Origin of the sequence: Elioraea sp. Yellowstone, assembly GCF_006704265.1 — a bacterium.
Taxonomy (GTDB): Bacteria; Pseudomonadota; Alphaproteobacteria; order Acetobacterales; family Acetobacteraceae; genus Elioraea.
Map to the genome: position 1 here is coordinate 1 of NZ_VIKA01000069.1, position 17,207 is coordinate 17,207.

At 71.2% G+C, this 17,207-nt stretch carries 13 protein-coding genes and 1 pseudogene; 1 reads left to right on the forward strand and 13 read right to left on the reverse strand.

Annotated elements, in window-relative coordinates; genetic code table 11:
- Positions 1–998: pseudogene (locus FK498_RS11020) on the forward strand (hypothetical protein); the annotation flags it as partial.
- A gap of 183 nt (positions 999–1,181) precedes the next feature.
- Here the strand turns inward: FK498_RS11020 and FK498_RS11025 are convergent.
- The 13 genes from FK498_RS11025 to FK498_RS11085 form a co-directional block, all read right to left on the reverse strand.
- Positions 1,182–3,209, reverse strand: a complete 2,028-nt coding sequence (locus tag FK498_RS11025) for a biotin carboxylase N-terminal domain-containing protein (protein ID WP_141854483.1) — start codon at positions 3,207–3,209, stop codon at positions 1,182–1,184.
- A 5-nt stretch (positions 3,210–3,214) separates the two neighbouring features.
- Complete coding sequence (locus FK498_RS11030; RefSeq protein WP_370510898.1) at positions 3,215–4,813, reverse strand: carboxyl transferase domain-containing protein; 1,599 nt, start codon at positions 4,811–4,813, stop codon at positions 3,215–3,217.
- A gap of 5 nt (positions 4,814–4,818) precedes the next feature.
- Positions 4,819–5,991, reverse strand: coding sequence for an isovaleryl-CoA dehydrogenase (locus tag FK498_RS11035; protein ID WP_141854487.1), 1,173 nt, complete (start codon positions 5,989–5,991; stop codon positions 4,819–4,821).
- 73 nt (positions 5,992–6,064) lie between these two features.
- Positions 6,065–7,306, reverse strand: coding sequence for a phenylacetate--CoA ligase family protein (locus FK498_RS11040; protein ID WP_141854489.1), 1,242 nt, complete (start codon positions 7,304–7,306; stop codon positions 6,065–6,067).
- A gap of 11 nt (positions 7,307–7,317) precedes the next feature.
- Positions 7,318–8,157, reverse strand: a complete 840-nt coding sequence (locus FK498_RS11045; protein ID WP_141854491.1) for an ABC transporter ATP-binding protein — start codon at positions 8,155–8,157, stop codon at positions 7,318–7,320.
- Positions 8,158–8,208: 51 nt separating this feature from the next.
- Entirely contained in the window at positions 8,209–9,495 is a 1,287-nt protein-coding gene (locus FK498_RS11050) for an ABC transporter substrate-binding protein (RefSeq protein WP_141854493.1), read from the reverse strand.
- Between the two features lie 41 nt (positions 9,496–9,536).
- Positions 9,537–10,607, reverse strand: coding sequence for a branched-chain amino acid ABC transporter permease (locus FK498_RS11055; RefSeq protein WP_141854495.1), 1,071 nt, complete (start codon positions 10,605–10,607; stop codon positions 9,537–9,539).
- Between the two features lie 9 nt (positions 10,608–10,616).
- Positions 10,617–11,510 (reverse strand): branched-chain amino acid ABC transporter permease, encoded by an 894-nt coding sequence (locus FK498_RS11060; protein ID WP_141854498.1) that lies wholly within the window; start codon positions 11,508–11,510, stop codon positions 10,617–10,619.
- A gap of 7 nt (positions 11,511–11,517) precedes the next feature.
- Positions 11,518–13,452, reverse strand: coding sequence for a long-chain fatty acid--CoA ligase (locus FK498_RS11065; protein ID WP_141854500.1), 1,935 nt, complete (start codon positions 13,450–13,452; stop codon positions 11,518–11,520).
- 5 nt (positions 13,453–13,457) lie between these two features.
- Positions 13,458–14,279, reverse strand: coding sequence for an ABC transporter ATP-binding protein (locus tag FK498_RS11070; RefSeq protein WP_141854502.1), 822 nt, complete (start codon positions 14,277–14,279; stop codon positions 13,458–13,460).
- 172 nt (positions 14,280–14,451) lie between these two features.
- Positions 14,452–15,912 (reverse strand): M81 family metallopeptidase, encoded by a 1,461-nt coding sequence (locus FK498_RS11075; RefSeq protein ID WP_141854504.1) that lies wholly within the window; start codon positions 15,910–15,912, stop codon positions 14,452–14,454.
- A 10-nt stretch (positions 15,913–15,922) separates the two neighbouring features.
- Positions 15,923–16,726: an undecaprenyl-diphosphate phosphatase gene (locus FK498_RS11080; protein WP_141854510.1), complete on the reverse strand. Its 804-nt coding sequence runs from the start codon at positions 16,724–16,726 to the stop codon at positions 15,923–15,925.
- 17 nt (positions 16,727–16,743) lie between these two features.
- Positions 16,744–17,207 (reverse strand): histidine phosphatase family protein (locus FK498_RS11085; RefSeq protein WP_237560915.1); only part of this gene is annotated, 464 nt, incomplete at its 5' end.

Consider the following 17,207-nt stretch of genomic DNA (forward strand, 5'->3'; position numbering starts at 1 on the left):
GTCCCGCCGCGCTCGCCGCCGAGCGCGCCTCTGCCTTCGAGGCGTTGTCGGCCGCCGAATCCGCCCGCCGCGCCACGGCCGACGCGCTCGCCACCGCCGAGCGCGAGGCGGCCCTCGCCGCCCGTGCCGCGCGCGAGGCCGAGGCCGCGCTCGTCGCCCGCCGCGAAGCGCTGGTGCGCGCCGAGGAGGGGGTGAAGCAGGCGCGCATCGCGGCCCTCGACCTCGCCCACCAGGTGATCGAGCGGCTCAACGTCCAGGCCGAGGCGCTGATCGCCAGGGTCGCCGTCGCCGCGCCCTACGAGGAGGCCGAACAGGCGGCAGCCAGGAAGCTCGAGCGGCTGACGCGCGAGCGCGACTCCATGGGGCCGGTGAACCTCGCCGCCGAGCACGAGATGGGCGAGGTCGAGGCGCGCATCGCCACGCTGAACGCCGAGCGCGAGGATCTGGTCGCGGCGATCGCCAAGCTGCGCGGCGCGATCGCCGCGCTGAACCGGGAGGGCCGCGAGCGCCTGACCGCGCGCTTCGCCGAGGTGGACCGGCACTTCCAGGCGCTGTTCACGCGCCTGTTCGGCGGCGGCAGCGCCCACCTCAAGCTCACCGACAGCGACGATCCGCTGGAGGCGGGGCTGGAGATCATGGCCCAGCCGCCGGGCAAGAAGCTGACCACGCTCTCCCTGCTCTCGGGCGGCGAGCAGGCGCTGACGGCGCTCTCGCTGATCTTCGCGGTGTTCATGACCAACCCGGCGCCGATCTGCGTGCTGGACGAGGTGGACGCGCCGCTCGACGATGCGAACGTCGATCGCTTCTGCACCATGCTGGAGGAGATCGCGCGGGCGACGGAGACGCGGTTCCTGATCGTCACGCACCACCGGCTGACGATGGCGCGGATGCACCGGCTCTACGGCGTGACCATGCCGGAGCGGGGCGTGTCCAAGCTCGTCTCGGTCGATCTCCAGGCGGCGGAGGCGATGCTGCCGACGGCGGTCGCGGCGGAGTGACCCGACCGGCGCCGATCCGGATGCGATCGGCGCGTCGGCGATCCCGCGCGGGTGCCCTCACACCCGGAGCACGAGGGTTTGACCTTTGTGCGGAGGGTATGGCGCGCGGGGCTCAAGGGGCGGCCGCGCAAAGCCAAGGCCTGATGCCCGGCCGGCAAAGGTCGAACCTTTGTCGGCCGGGTATCAGGCCGAGGCCTGCGCCTCGACGAAGGCGAGTTCGGTTCCTTCCGCCACCAGGTCGCCGGCCTGCACGCCGATGCGCAGGACCGTGCCGTCGGCGGGCGCGGCGATGCGCAGCTCCGTCTTCATCGCCTCGAGGATCACCAGCGTCTCGCCGCGCGCGACCACCTGTCCCGGCTCGACCAGGACCTTGACGACGCGTCCGGGGATCGGCGCCGCGACCGAGCCGGAGACGGCGAGCGCGGCGGCCGCCGTGCCGAGGGTCTGGCGCACGGTCAGGGTGGCGCTGGCCGGCTCGGCGCCGGCGAGGGTGACGACGATGTCGTCGCCGTAGCGCCTGACGGTCGCGCGCGTGCGCACGCCGTCGAGGTCGAGCAGCAGGGAATCGCGGTCGAGGCCGCGGCGCGCGCGCAAGCTCAGCGCGACCGGCTCGCCCGATGCGGCGGTGAAGCGCAGCGTCCAGCATCCCGGTCCGTACTCGGCCCGCACGCGGCGCGCCACACCGTCCTGGATCAGCTCGGTCTCGGCCGAGGCCACGCCGTGCAGGCGCCAGCCGTCGCGCCGGTTCCAGGGCGAGTGCGGATCGCCCGAGTCGCGCGCGAAGCGCTCGGCGCGGTCCTGCTCGTCGAGCAGCAGCGCCGCCGCAGCGGCGATCAGCGCGCGGTCGGGGACCGGCCGCGGCGCGGCGAGCAGGTCGTCGGCATGCGCGGCGATGAAGCCGGTGGAGAGGTCGCCGGCGTGGAAGGCCGGATGGCCGACGACGCGGCGCAGGAGGTCGAGATTGGTGGCGATGCCGTCGATGCGGATCTCGGCGAGCGCGGCGGCGAGCCGGCGCAGCGCGGCGGCGCGGTCGGCGCCATGCGCGATCACCTTGGCGATCATCGAGTCGTAGAACGGCGTGATCGCGTCGCCCTCGCGCACGCCGGTGTCGATGCGCACGCCGGTCATGTCCTCGGGCAGCAGGAAACGGTCGAGCCGGCCGACCGCCGGGCGCCAGTCGAGCGTGGGATCCTCCGCGCAGAGCCGCACCTCGACCGCATGGCCGGTCGCCGGCGGCGGTTCGCGGAACGGCAGCGCCTCGCCGGCGGCGATGCGGATCTGCCACTCCACGAGGTCGAGGCCGGTGATCAGCTCGGTGACCGGATGCTCGACCTGCAGCCGGGTGTTCATCTCCATGAAGTAGAAGGCGTCGCCCTCGGCGATGAACTCCACCGTGCCGGCATTGCGGTAGCCCACGGCGCGCGCCGCCTCGACCGCGGCGCGCGCGAGGCCCGCGCGCACCGGGTGGGGCAGGCCGGGGGCGGGCGCCTCCTCCACCACCTTCTGGTAGCGGCGCTGCACCGAGCAGTCGCGCGTGTGCAGGTCGAGGATGGTGCCGTGCGCGTCACCCAGCACCTGCACCTCGATGTGGCGCGGCCGGCGCAGATAGCGCTCGAGCAGCACGCGGTCGTCGCCGAAGGCGGCCTTGGCGACGCGGCGCGCGGCGGCGAGCGCATCGGCGAAGTCGGCAGCGCGCTCGACGATGTGCATGCCGCGCCCGCCGCCGCCGGCGGAGGCCTTGATCAGCACCGGATATCCGATGCGCTCGGCCTCGGCGGCGAGACGCGCGTCGGACTGGTCCGCGCCGTGATAGCCGGGCACCAGCGGCACGCCGGCCTCGGCCATCAGCGCCTTGGCGGCGGCCTTCGAGCCCATGGCGCGGATCGCCGAGGCGGGGGGGCCGACGAAGACGATGCCGGCCTGCGCGCACGCCTCGGCGAAGTCCGCGTTCTCGGCGAGGAAGCCGTAGCCGGGATGGATCGCCTCCGCACCCGCCCGGCGTGCGGCCTCGATGATCCGGTCGATGCGGAGATAGCTCGACGCCGCCGGCGGCGGGCCGATCGGATAGGCCTCGTCGGCGAGCTCGACATGCAGCGCGTGCGCGTCCGCCTCCGAGTAGACGGCGATGCAGCGCAGCCCCATGCGCCGCGCGGTGCGGACGATGCGACAGGCGATCTCGCCCCGGTTGGCGACGAGGACCGAGCGGAACATCGCGCTCACATCCGGAACACGCCGAAACGCGTCGGCGGGATCGGCGCGTTCAGGGCGGCGGAGATCGCGAGCCCGAGCACGTCGCGCGTGCGCGCGGGCTCGATGATGCCGTCGTCCCAGAGCCGCGCGGTGGCGTAGTAGGGATCGCCCTCGCGCTCGTACTTCTCGCGGATCGGGGCCTTGAACGCCTCCTCCTCCTCGGCGGACCACTCCCTGCCCTGGCGGGCGAGGTTGTCGCGGCGGATGGTGGCGAGCACGGTCGCCGCCTGCTCGCCGCCCATCACCGAGATGCGGCTGTTCGGCCAGGTGAACAGGAAGCGGGGGGAGTAGGCGCGGCCGCACATGCCGTAGTTGCCGGCGCCGAACGATCCACCGATCAGCACGGTGAACTTCGGCACGGAGGTGGTGGCGACGGCCGTGACCAGCTTCGCGCCGTCCTTGGCGATGCCGCGGTTCTCGTAGGTCCTGCCGACCATGAAGCCGGCGATGTTCTGCAGGAACACAAGAGGAATGTTCCGCTGGCTGCAGAGCTCGACGAAATGCGCGGCCTTGAGCGCGGATTCCGAGAACAGGATGCCGTTGTTGGCGACGACGCCGACGGGATAGCCCCAGATGCGCGCGAACCCGCAGACGATGGTGGTGCCGTAGCGCGGCTTGAACTCGTCGAGCTCCGAGGCATCGACGATGCGCGCGATCACCTCGCGCACCTCATAGGGCGTGCGCACGTCCTGCGGGATGATGCCGTAGAGCTCCTCGGGGTCGTAGCGCGGCGGTTCGGGCTCGCGCGCCGCCACCGGCAGGACCTTGCGCGTGTTGGTGCGCGAGACGATGCGCCGCGCGAGGGCGAGGGCATGCGCGTCGTCGTTCGCCATGTGGTCGGCCACCCCGGAGAGGCGCGTGTGCACGTCCGCGCCGCCCAGCTCCTCCGCCGTCACCACCTCGCCGGTCGCGGCCTTCACGAGCGGCGGCCCGCCGAGGAAGATCGTGCCCTGCTCCTTGACGATCACGCTCTCGTCGCTCATTGCCGGCACATAGGCGCCGCCGGCGGTGCAGCTTCCCATCACCACGGCGATCTGCGGGATGCCCTGCGCCGACATCCGCGCCTGGTTGTAGAAGATGCGGCCGAAATGGTCGCGATCCGGGAAGATCTCGTCCTGGTTCGGCAGGTTCGCCCCGCCGCTGTCCACGAGATAGAGGCAGGGCAGGCGGTTCGCCTCGGCGATCTCCTGCGCGCGCAGGTGCTTCTTGACCGTGACGGGGAAGTAGGTGCCGCCCTGCACGGTCGCGTCGTTCGCGACGATCACGCATTCCCGGCCGGCGACCCGCCCGATGCCCGTGATGATGCCCGCGGCGCTGATCCCGCCGCCGTAGAGCCCGTAGGCGGCGAGCGGCGAGAGTTCGAGGAACGGCGCGCCGGGATCGATCAGCCGCTCCACCCGCTCGCGCGGCAGGAGCTTGCCGCGCGCGAGGTGGCGTTCGCGCGCTTCCGGCGGGCCGCCCGCGGCGGCGGCGGCGAGACGCTCGCGCAGGGTGGCGACGAGCGCGCGGTTGACCGCCGCGTTGGCGCGGAACGCCTCCGCGCGCGGATCGACCGAGGTCGGGATCAGCGTCACGCGGTCTCGCGGAACAGTTCGCGGCCGATCAGCATGCGCCGGATCTCGGAGGTGCCGGCGCCGATCTCGTAGAGCTTGGCGTCGCGCAGCAGGCGGCCGGCGGGGTAGTCGTTGATGTAGCCGTTGCCGCCGAGGATCTGGATCGCATCCAGCGCCATCCGCGTCGCCGCCTCGGCGGCGTAGAGGATCGCGCCGGCGGCGTCCTTGCGCGTCACGCGGCCGCGGTCGCAGGCCTGCGCCACCGCGTAGACATAGGCGCGGCAGGCGTTGAAGCTCGTGTACATGTCGGCGAGCTTGGCCTGGATGAGCTGGAACTCGCCGATCGGCTGGCCGAACTGCCGCCGCTCGTGCACGTAGGGCAGCACGACGTCGAGGCAGGCCTGCATGATGCCGAGCGGGCCCGCGGCCAGCACCGCGCGCTCGTAGTCGAGCCCGCTCATCAGCACGCGCACGCCGCCGCCCACCCGGCCGAGCACGTTCTCCTCCGGCACCTCGCAGTCCTCGAACACCAGTTCGCTGGTGGGCGAGCCGCGCATGCCGAGCTTGTCGAGCTTCTGTGCCGGGCGGAACCCCCTGAAGCCGCGCTCGACGATGAAGGCCGTGATGCCGTCCTTGCCCGCCGCCGGGTCGGTCTTGGCATAGACCACCAGCGTCTCGGCGTAGTGCGCATTGGTGATCCACATCTTCGTGCCGTTCAGCACGTAGCGGTCGCCGCGCTTCTCGGCGCGCAGCCGCATCGAGACCACGTCCGAGCCGGCCCCCGGCTCGCTCATCGCGAGCGCCCCGAGATGCTCGCCGGAGATCAGCTTCGGCAGGTAGCGCCGCTTCTGCTCCTCGGTGCCGTTCAGCCTGATCTGGTTCACGCAGAGATTGGAATGCGCGCCGTAGGAGAGCCCGACCGAGGCGGAGGCCCGGCTCACCTCCTCCATGGCGACGCAGTGGGCGAGATAGCCCATGTTGGCGCCGCCATAGGCCTCCTCGACGGTGATGCCGTGCAGGCCGAGCGCCCCCATCTCCGGCCAGAGATGGCGCGGGAACTCGTCGGTGCGGTCGATCTCGGCGGCGAGCGGCGCGATCTTCTCGGCGGCGAACTGGCGCACGGAGGCGCGCAGCATCGCGATGTCGTCGCCGTGGTCGAACTCGAGCGTGGTCAGGCGGTTCGGCAGCATGGGTCTGGCATCCCCGCGGACTGGCGGTGAGGATCATGCGCGGCCGGTCGATCCGGCCGCAAGAGGACGGCGCTCAGCCCACCGGCCGGCGATCGTCGATCACCTTGCCGTCGTTCGGCAGGCTGCCGGGTGAGGCGAGCGCCACCGCGCCGCGCAGCTTGGTGACCTCGCGCAGCGCCTCCGCCAGGCGTTCGGCGAGCCCGGGCGCGGGCTCGGCCGCCTCGGCGTGCAGCGTCATCGCGTCGGCATCGCCGGCGCGCTCGACCACCAGGCGCAGGCGGCCGAGCGCGGGGAAGCGGCGCGCGATCTCGGCGACCTGCTCGGGGCGCACGAACATGCCCTTCACCTTGGTCGCCTGGTCGGCGCGGCCGAGCCAGCCCCTGATGCGCGTGTTGGTGCGGCCGCAGGGCGAGCGCCCGGGCAGCACCGCGGAGAGGTCGCCGGTGGCGAAGCGGATCAGCGGATACTCCGGGCTCAGCAGGGTGACCACGACCTCGCCGACCTCGCCGTCCGGAAGGACCTCGCCCGTGCCGGGTCGGACGATCTCGACGATCACGTGCTCGTCGAGGATCATGCCCTCGCGCGCCTCGCTCTCGTAGGCGATCAGGCCGAGATCGGCCGTGCCGTAGGACTGCAGCACGGTCAGCCCGCGCTCGGCGTAGTACTGGCGGAGCGCCGGGAAGTAGGGGCCCGCGGTGACGTGGCCGCGCCGGATCGAGGAGAGGTCGAGGCCGAGCTCGTCGCCCTTCTCCAGGATCGTCTTGAGGAAGTCGGGCGTGCCGGCATAGGCCTGCGGGCGGAGATGCGCGATCGCGCGCGCCTGCAGCTCGGTGTTGCCGGGCCCGGCCGGGACCACGGCGCAGCCGAGCGCGCGCGCGCCGCACTCCAGCATCACGCCGGCGGGGGTGAGATGATAGGAGAAGGTGTTGTGCAGGATCTGCCCCGAGCGCAGGCCGGTGGCATAGAGCGCGCGGGCGAAGCGGAAATAGTCGCGCCCGCCCGCCTCCGGATCGTAGATCGGCCCGGGCGAGACGAAGATGCGCGCGAGACGGCCGGCGGGGATGGTGGTCAGCCCGCCGAAGGGCGGATGCTCGGCCTGGATCGCGCTCAGGTCCGACTTGCGCGTCAGCGGCAGCGAGGCGAGGGCGGCGCGCGTGCAGATCGCGTCGGGCGCGACATCCGCGAGCAGCCGCGCGTAGTACGGCGCCGAGGCCTTGGCCTGCGCCACGTGCGCCGCGAGCGCGCCCATCAGCGCATCCTCGCGCGCCTCCGGGTCGCGCACCTCGAGAACGTCGAAGAACTCGCTGTTGGGCATGGGAGTCCGCGTCAGAGCCAGCGCTTGCGGCGCTTGTAGGATTTCAGGTTCCGGAAGCTCTTGCGCTCGGCGCCGTGGCCGCCGAGGTAGAATTCCTTCACGTCCTCGTTGTTCGCCAGCTCCTCGGCGGTGCCGTCGAGCACGATCTTCCCCTGCTCCATCACGTAGCCGTAGGAGGCGACCGAGAGCGCCATGCGCGCGTTCTGCTCGACCAGCAGGACGGTGATGCCGAGCTCCCGGTTGAGGCGGCGGATGATGCCGAACACCTCCCTCACGAGAAGGGGGGAGAGTCCCATCGAGGGCTCGTCCATCAGGATCAGCTTCGGCCGCGCCATCAGCGCGCGTCCGATCGCCAGCATCTGCTGCTCGCCGCCCGAGAGGTAGCCCGCGAGCCCGGTGCGCTCCTTCAGGCGCGGGAAATAGGCGTAGACGCGCTCGATGTCCTGCTGCACCTCGCCGTCCGTGCGCGTGAAGGCGCCGAGGCGGAGGTTCTCGTGCACCGTCATGTCGGCGACGATGCGCCGCCCCTCCATCACCTGGAAGATGCCCTTGCGCACGATCCGGTCGGGGTCGATGCCGTTCAGCCGCTCGCCGGCGAAGATGATGTCGCCGCGCGTGATCTCGCCCTCCTCGGTCTTCAGGAGGCCCGAGATCGCCTTCAGCGTGGTGGACTTGCCGGCGCCGTTCGCACCCAGCAGCGCGACGATGTGGCCTTGCGGCACCTTCAGCGACAGGCCGCGCAGCACCAGGATGACGTCGCTGTAGACGACCTCGACGTTGTTCACCTCGAGCAGCGCCGGCAGCGCATCGACCCAGCGCCTCGCTCCCTTGGCGGCAGCGGTTGCGTCCATGCCCGTCCCGTTCCAGGGGGCGGGCGGCCCGCGGCCGCCCGCCCGTGCGCCTCACCAGCCGAGCCAGTCGGCGCGGCGCTCGAGGGTGATGGTGGTCACCGGCTCGAGCCTCATCGTGCCGGCGCGCATCAGCTCGGCGACCGAACCCTGGGTGGTGTCGCCGGCGACGACGGCACGATAGAGCGCGACGCGCATCTGGCCGCGATGGTCCTCGGCGGTGAAGTTGGACGGCGTGCACACGCCCTCGAACCCCTTCGGAACCCAGTCCTTGCGGGCGTAGAACCCGTCGCGGATGCGCGGGCCGGTGATCTCGCCGCCATTGGCCGCGGCGGTCTCCATCGCCTCGACCATCAGCATCGCCGAGCAGACGCCGGCGAGGTAGTGCACCGGGCGGTACTCGGCCTGCGGCGTCGCACCGCCCTGGCTGATCTCGCGCAGGGCGGCCATGCCCGGCGCGTCACCGCCCCAGGTGATGCCAGTGCGCACGGGAAACACGACGCCGTTCGCCGCCGTGCCGGCCGCCTTCATCGCGTTCTCGTCCATGCCCCAGACATTGCCGAGGAACTGCACCTGCACGCCGGCGGTCTGGCAGGCGCGCAGCACGGAGATGTTCGAGCCCGCGGTGTTGCCGAGATAGGCGTAGTTCGCGCCCGCGTTCTTCAGCGACAGGCACTGCGCGGTGTAGTCGCCCGGGGTGAGCGCGAACTGGATCGCGGGCAGCACCTCGAAGCCGAGCTCGGCCGCCAGCGCCTCGCCGGCCGCCTTGGGCGAGTTCGGATAGGGATGGTTCGCGCCCATGTGGACGTATTTCGGCCTGCCCTGGCCGCCGCGCCTCTTCCAGTCCTCGGCCGCCCAGGTGATCATCGCGCGCAAGGCATCCGAGTAGGACGGGCCGTAGAAGAAGTTGAAGGGCGCGGCCTTGTCGGCCCGCGGTGCCTTGCCGGTCGGGTCGGTCAGCGCGGCGGAGTAGGACGCCGAGATGTAGGGGATGCGGTCGCGCGTGACGAAGGTGATCAGCGCCTCGGTATCCGCCGTGCCCCAGCCCTGGATCGCGACCACGCGCTCGCGCTGGGCCCAGGATTGGTACTGCGCGATCGCGCGCGGCGCCTGGTAGCCGTAGTCGAAGCCGGAGACGGCGAGCTGGCGGCCGGCCACGCCGCCGCGGCGGTTCACCCAGGCGAGCGCATCCGCGACCCCCTGGCCGTAGGGCACGCCGACATCCGAGGTGGCGCCGGAATTGTCCATCAGGTGGCCGACGGGAATGCGGTTCTGCGCCTCCGCGGCGGCGGCGAAGCCGACCGCGGCCGCGGCGGCAAGAAGCATGGCTCGGACGTGCATGTTTCCCTCCTGGACGTTCCTCACGGGGCGCCCTGCCGCCCCTAGTGCGCGAAAGGATACAGTTTCCAGTACGCCTTGATCAGCCTCCAGCGATGCGCGAGCCCGTCGGGCTCGAAGATCAGGAACAGGATGATCGCCGCACCGATCGCCATCTCGCGCAGGAAGCTCACCGCATTGCCCAGGCCGAGCGCGCGGTCGATCATGCCTCCGGCGAGCGCATCGGCGAAGCCCTGCACCACCTCCGGCAGCAGCACCATGAACGCCGATCCCATCATCGAGCCCATCACGCTGCCCAAGCCGCCGATGATGATCATGCCGAGGAACTGGATCGAGAACAGGATCGTGAAGGCCTCGACCGAGACGAACAGCAGGTAGTGGGCGTAGAGCGCGCCGCCGATGCCGGCGAAGAAGGAGGAGATGCCGAAGGAGAGCGTGCGGTAGTAGGTCAGGTTGATCCCCATGATCTCGGCCGAGAGGTAGTGGTCGCGCACCGCCACCAGCGCCCGGCCGTCGCGGGTGCGCATCAGGTTGGCCGCGGCCAGGAAGCTCAGCGCCACCCAGGCCAGCACGACGTAGAAATAGGCCTCGTCGGTGTCGAAGGAGTAGCCGAACAGGCTCGGCCGCAGCGTCACGCGTCCGGCCACGCCGCCGGTGAACCACTGGGCGCGCGCGAAGAAGTCCTCGAGGATGAACTGCGCGGCCAGCGTGGCGATGGCGAGGTAGAGCCCCTTCAGCCGCGCCGCCGGGATGCCGAAGACCATGCCGACCGCGGTGGTGGCGAGGCCGGCGAGCGGGATCGCGGCGAGCACCGGTGCCCCATGCTCGACGAACCAGGCCGAGGCGAAGGCGCCGACGCCGAAGAACGCCGCATGGCCGATCGAGATCTGGCCGGTGAAGCCGACCAGGATGTTCAGCCCCAGAGCGGCGATGCCGAGATAGCCGATCTGGATCATCAGGCTCAGCACGTAGCGGTCGCCGGTGAGCGGCACGAGGCAGAGTGCGGCGATGCCGGCGATCGCGAAGGCGCGCGACAGCCGGGTCGGGAAGATCGTGGTGTCCGCGCGGTAGGACTCGCGGAAGTCGCCGCACGGGGTCATCGCGATCGCGGCCATGGTGCGTCCTCAGACCCGCTCGATGTTCTTGGTGCCGAACAGGCCGTAGGGCTTGATCATCAGGATGATGATCAGCACGTAGAACGGCGCGATCTGGTACATGTTGCCCCAGTTCAGCAGCGTGCTGTCGAAGAAGTGGGCGACGTTCTCGAGCACGCCGACGATGATCCCACCCAGCACCGCGCCGAGGATCGAGTCGAGCCCGCCCAGGATCACCGCCGGGAACACCTTGATGCCGTAGAACGAGAGCGCCGAGCTGACCCCGTTCACCACGCCCACCACCACGCCGGCGACCGCCGAGACCACCGCCGAGATCGCCCAGGACATCGCGAAGACCTGGCGCACCGAGATCCCGAGCGACTGCGCCACCTGCTGGTCGAAGGCGGTCGCGCGCATGGCGAGCCCGTATTTCGAGGCGGTGAAGAACCAGGCGAAGGCGCCCATGATCGCGAGGCTGATCGCCAGGCTCATCAGGTAGACGGTCTGCACCTCGAGCCCCAGCACGCGCACGGCCTGGGTCGCGAAGATCGGCGGGAAGGGCTGGGCGAACACGCCGAACATCCACTTCATCAGCGCCTGGAAGAAGATCGACAGCCCGATCGTCACCATGATGACGCTGATCACCGGCTCGCCGATCAGCGGCCGCAGCACCACCACCTGGATCAGGATGCCGAACAGCGTCATGAAGGCGAGCGTCACGAGGAAGCCCCAGACGAAGGGGATCTGGAAGTGGGTGAGCAGCCACCAGCACACCCAGGCACCGACCAACAGGAACTCGCCCTGGGCGAAGTTCACCACCTGGGAGGCCTTGTAGATCAGCACGAAGCTCATCGCGACGACGCCGTAGAGCGTGCCGACGATCAGTCCGTTGAGCGCGAGCTGCAGCAGCAGTTCCCAGTTCATCGGGGCCTCATGCGGCGCGTGCCGGCGCGCGGGCGGGTGCGGGCGCCGGGGCGAGCTCGATCACGCGCAGCGTGGTGCGGATGCGCTGCGTCGTGCCGTCCTGGAACTTGATCACGGCATCCACGGGGATCTCCGTGCGGCCGCCGTAGATCGCCTCGATGATGTCGCCGTATTTCTGCGCGATCACGCCGCGGCGCACCTTGCGCGTGCGCGTGAGCTCGTCGTCGTCGGCATCCAGCTCCTTGTAGAGCAGCACGGCCTTGCGGATGCGTTGCGCCTCGGGCAGCTGCGCGTTCACCGCCTCGATCTCGCGTTTCAGGATCTCCGCCACCTGCGGCTTGGCGGCGAGGTCGCTGTAGGTGGTGAAGGCGATGCGGTTGCGCTCGGCCCATTTGGAGACGATCGGGTAGCGGATGCAGATGATCGCGGCGAGGTAGTCGCGCCGGTCGCCCAGGATCACGGCCTCGGCGACATAGGGGCTGAACTTCAGCTTGTTCTCGATGAACATCGGGCTGAAGCGGTCGCCGCGCGCGGTCGTGGCGATGTCCTTGATGCGGTCGATCACCACGAGATGGCCCTTGCGGTCGAAGTAGCCGGCATCGCCCGTGTGCATCCAGCCGTCGCGCAGGTCCGCCCGCGTCGCCTCCTCGTTCCTGAAGTAGCCCGCGAACATGTTCGGGTGGCGCGTGACGATCTCGCCCACGCCGTTGGCATCCGGGTTGTCGATCCGCACCTCCACCGTGCTGTCGAACGGGACGCCCACGGTGTTGAAGTCCACCTCGTCGGCGCGGTGGATCGTGTAGGCGCCGAGCAGTTCGGTCTGGCCGTAGAGCTGGCGCAGCGGCACGCCCATCGCCTGGAAGAAGCGGAACGTGTCGGGGCCGAGCGCCGCGCCGCCGGTGGCGGCCGACTTCAGGCGCGAGAAGCCCAGCCGGTCGCGCAGCGCGCGGAACAGCAGGGCATCGGCGACGGCCGACCGGCGCCCCCTGTCGAGGGCGGCGAGCCCCTGCCGCATGCCGAACTCGTACAGGCGCTGCTTCAGGGGCGTGGAGTCCATCACCCGCGCGCGCACATCCGCCGCGATCGCCTCCCAGAGCCTGGGCGCGAACAGGACGAAGGTCGGGCCGATCTCGCGGAAATCGGCCATCATCGTGTCGGGCTCCTCGACGAAGTTCACCTTCATGCGGGTGATGAGCCCCCAGCCCATCACGTAGACCTGCTCCATGATCCAGGGCAGCGGCAGCACCGAGACGTACTCGTCGTCCGGCCCCTTCGGATCGGCGCCGAGATAGCAGGCGCAGTGGTTGAGCAGCGCCTTCGCGGTCAGCATGGCGAGCTTGGGCCGCGCGGTCGTGCCCGAGGTGGTGCAGAGGATCGCGACGTCCTCGCCCCTCGTCGCCTCCACCATGCGCTCGTAGCGGTCGGGCTCGGCGAGGCGCAGGTCCTCGCCGCGCCGGATCAGCGCCGAGACCGGCATCAGCCGCGGATCGTCGTACTTCCGCATGCCGCGTGGATCGGAATAGACGATGTGGCGCAAGGACGGCGCGCGGTCGCCCAGGGAGAGCAGCTTGTCCACCTGCTCCTCGTCCTCGGCGAAGACGAGCTTCGCCTCCGCATGGGAGAGGAGATAGGCGATCTCGTCGTCGAGCGCGTCGCGATAGATGCCGAGCGACATCGCGCCCGCGGCGTGCGTCGCGACCTCGCCCATCACCCAGTCGGGCCGGTTGTCGCCGATCAGCGCCACCACGTCGCCGCGGCCGACGCCCAGGGCGGCGAGGCCGAGCGCGAAGGAGCGCACCCGCTCGTGGTACTCGGCCCAGGTGATCGAGCGCCAGATGCCGAACTCCTTCTCGCGCAGCGCCGTCTCGCCCCCGTGCTCGCGCGCGTGCAGGGCGAGGAGCTTGGGCAGCGTGTCGTGGCGGGCGAGATCGGGCAGCGCCATGACGCTCAGGCGACCGCGCCCGTCTCGGCCTCGCTGCCCGCCGGCACGTCGTCGGCCTCGCCGAGATAGGCACGCTTGACCAGCGGATCGGCCAGCACCTGGTCGGGCGTGCCCTCGGCGATCTTGCGCCCGAAATCCAGCACGATCACGCGATGGCTGATGTCCATCACCACGCCCATGTCGTGCTCGATCATGATCACCGTCATCCCCCACTCCTCGTTGAGGTCGACGATGTAGCGGGCCATGTCCTCCTTCTCCTCGAGGTTCATCCCCGCCATCGGCTCGTCGAGCAGGATCAGCTTGGGCTTCAGCGCGATCGCGCGGGCGAGCTCGACGCGCTTGCGCAACCCGTAGGGCAGCGTGCCGGCGACCGCCTTGCGGATGTGCTGGATCTCGAGGAAGTCGATGATGTCCTCGACCTCGCGGCGGTGCGCGAGCTCCTCCCTCTGCGCGCCGCCGAGCCAGTAGACCATGCCGGTGAGGAAGTTGTTGCGCAGCAGATGGTGTCTGCCGACCATGATGTTGTCGAGCACGGTCATGTGGCCGAACAGGGCGAGGTTCTGGAAGGTCCGGCCAATGCCCAGGCCTGCGCGGTGGTTCGGCTTCAGCCCGGTGATGTCGCGGCCCTCGAACAGGATGCGGCCCTCGGTCGGCCGGTAGCGGCCCGAGATGCAGTTCACCATCGAGGTCTTGCCCGCACCGTTCGGGCCGATGATCGAGAAGAGCTCGCCCCGCTCGACCGCGAAGGAGACGTCGCTCAGCGCGCGCACGCCGCCGAAGCGGAGTGACACCTGCGCTGCTTCGAGGATCGGCGTGTCCTGCTTCACCCGGACGGCTCTCCCTGCCCCGGACCTGTCCTTGCCGGCTGTTCCCGCCCGGTCCGTCGGCATCACCTTACGTGCGGTGCGGGCGTGCCGGCAACAAGCCTCCGCGGTCGCCGCGCGCCTCCGCCCGACCGGACACCGCCCGTCCGCCCTCGCGCCGCCCGCACGGCCGCCGCTACCGGTACGGATCCTCCACCCGCGGCCAGTAGGGCGTCGCCAGCTTCGTGTAGGGCAGCGCGGCGAAGTCGTGGTCCATCGCTCCGGGCGCGCCGACATAGCGCACGGCGGCGGCGATCGGCGCAAATCCGGCATAGAAGTGCTGCGACGACTTCACCACCACCGCCTTCAGCCCGCCCAGCGCCAGGCCGAGCCCCTCGAAGGCGTCCGGATGGAAGCCCTGCTGGCGGTTGGTGACGAGCAGGAGGTGGATACCGTCCGCCTCCACCCAGGCCGATGGGCCGAAGGAGGCGCGGCTGCCCGAGAGCCCGGTCTGCTCGTGCGCCTCGGCGACCGCGCGCACGACCACGTCGAGATCCGCCGGCGGTCCGGACATCGCGCCGCACTTGCCGCCCACCCGCAGCCTGAGCCGCGCGCCTGCGCCCGCCTCGCGGCAGAACGACACCGCGACCGGGTCCCACACCGGGCCCACCGCGGCGCCCTTCGCCCGGTGCCCGACCAGGCGGTGGATCAGGAAGGTGCTGTCGGAGGGCGCGCCGCCGCCGGCATTGTCGGTCACGTCGGCGATCACCACGGGCTTGCCGCCATCCGCGCCGAGCGCCGCCGCGATCGCCGCATCGGCGTCGTCGAGCCGCGGATGCGTCTCGTGGCGCATCGCCCAGATCCGCGCGCCGAACGCGCGTGCCGCCGCCGCGGCCTTCGCCTCGTCGCCGTCGGCGATCACCACCATCTTCGCGCCGACATCCGGCACGTCCGCCCAGGGGAAGCCGTGGCCGAAGGAGACCGAGAGGATGCCCTCCTTCCCCTCCGCCGCCGCCATCTCGGCGACGAAGGACCTCATCGGCTCGACCGGCGTGCGCCACATCGAGATCATGCGCAGGTCGTGATAGGCGATGCGCGGGCGGATCTCGCCCCGCGCCGCGCGCCGCGCGAGGTCGTAGAGATCGTGCGCGCGGTCGGCGATGTCGGTGTGCGGATACTCCTTGAACAGCACGATCAGGTCGGCCGCGCGGCGCATCGTCTCGCTCAGGTGGCAGTGGAGGTCGAGCTCGATCCCCACCACCACGTCGGGCCCGACGATCGCGCGCACGCGCGCGAGCGTGTCGCCCTCGCAGTCGTCGTAGCCGTCGGCCACCATCGCGCCGTGCATCGACAAGAGCACGATGTCGACCGGCAGGGCGGCGCGCAGATCGGCGAGGATCGTGTCGCGCAGCTCCTCGTAGACCGCGCGCACGGTGATGCCGGCGGGCTGCGCGGCCGCGGAGAGGCTCTCGGCGACCTCGACCCCGTCGGCCTCGGCGCGGCTGCGCCAGACGCGCATGGCGAGATTGCCCCAGCCCGGCGGCTGGCGCGAGGCGTCATGGCGGAAATAGCGGTGGCCCATGAAGGCCTCGCGCCCCGTGGGGATCGGCGCCCAGGTGTTGGTCTCGGTCGCCAGTCCCGCCATGAACAGCTTCATCGTCGCTCCCTCAGCGCGTGGCCAGGATCGCCAGCATGACAAGCCCGACGGCGATCCGGTAGTAGCCGAAGGGCGTGAAGCCGATGCGCGCGATCACCGCCAGCACCGCGCGCACGACCAGGAAGGCGACGACGAAGGCCGAGGCGAAGCCGATCGCGATCAGCCCCGCCCCGTCCCAGGTCAGCACGCTCCAGTTCCGGTAGAGGCTGTAGGCCGTGGCCGCGAGCATGGTCGGGATCGCGAGCACGAAGCTGAACTCGGCCGCGGCGGGGCGGGCGACGCCGAGCAGCAGCGCGCCGATGATCGTCGCCCCCGAACGCGAGGTGCCGGGAATCATCGCCAGCGCCTGGAAGAGGCCGATCGCGACCGCCATCCGCGGCGTGATCGCCTCGATGCGCCCGATGCGCGCGGCACCGCGCAGCCGCTCGATCAGGATGATCGCGATCCCGCCCAGGATCAGCGCGGCGCAGACCACGAAGGGGTCGAACAGCAGCCGCGTGATCGGGCCGTAGAGGGTGGCGCCGATCACCAGCGCCGGCAGGAAGGCGAGCAGCAGGTTGCGCACGTAGAGCCGCGCCTCGCGGTCGGTGAACATCCCGAAGGCGAGCCGCCAGAGCTTGCCGAAGTAGATCGCCACCACCGCCAGGATCGCGCCGAGCTGGATCACGATCTCGAAGCTGCGCCCGGGCGGGGCGGCGAAGCCGAGCAGGTCGATCACCAGGATCAGGTGCCCGGTCGAGGAGACCGGGATGAACTCGGTCGCGCCCTCGACGACGCCGAGCAGCAGCGCCTGGAGCGCGGAGGTGAGGTCCATGGATCGGCAGGGTCCGTTCAGGGGGAAGGCGGCGGGACGCGCAGCGCGACCGCGCCGGCGCGCGCGCCCGTATACACCAGGAGCGCCTCGCCGGAGGCGGGAAACACCCCGGTGAGCGCGGTGATGTTCACCTGGTGGGTGACGAGCACGAGCGTCCCCGGACCCGCCCAGGCCGCGAGCAGGCCGCGCAGCGCCTCGGTGCGCGCGGGCCCGGCGGCGCGGTCGGCGAAGAAGCTGTCCAGCTCCGGCGCGTGACCGACCGGGCCCAGGCCGAGCAGTTCGGCGGTCTCGTGCGCCCGGCACCAGGCCGAGGAGAGCACGCGGGCCTGATCGATCCCGCGGGCGCGCAAGGCCGCGCCGATCGCGCGCGCCTGGGCGCGGCCCGCCTCCGACAGGGGGCGCTGGGTCGCGCAGTCGCCGGGCCGGAAGCCGGGCGGGTCGCCGGTGCCGGGTGCGATCGCGTGGCGGAGCAGGACCGCCG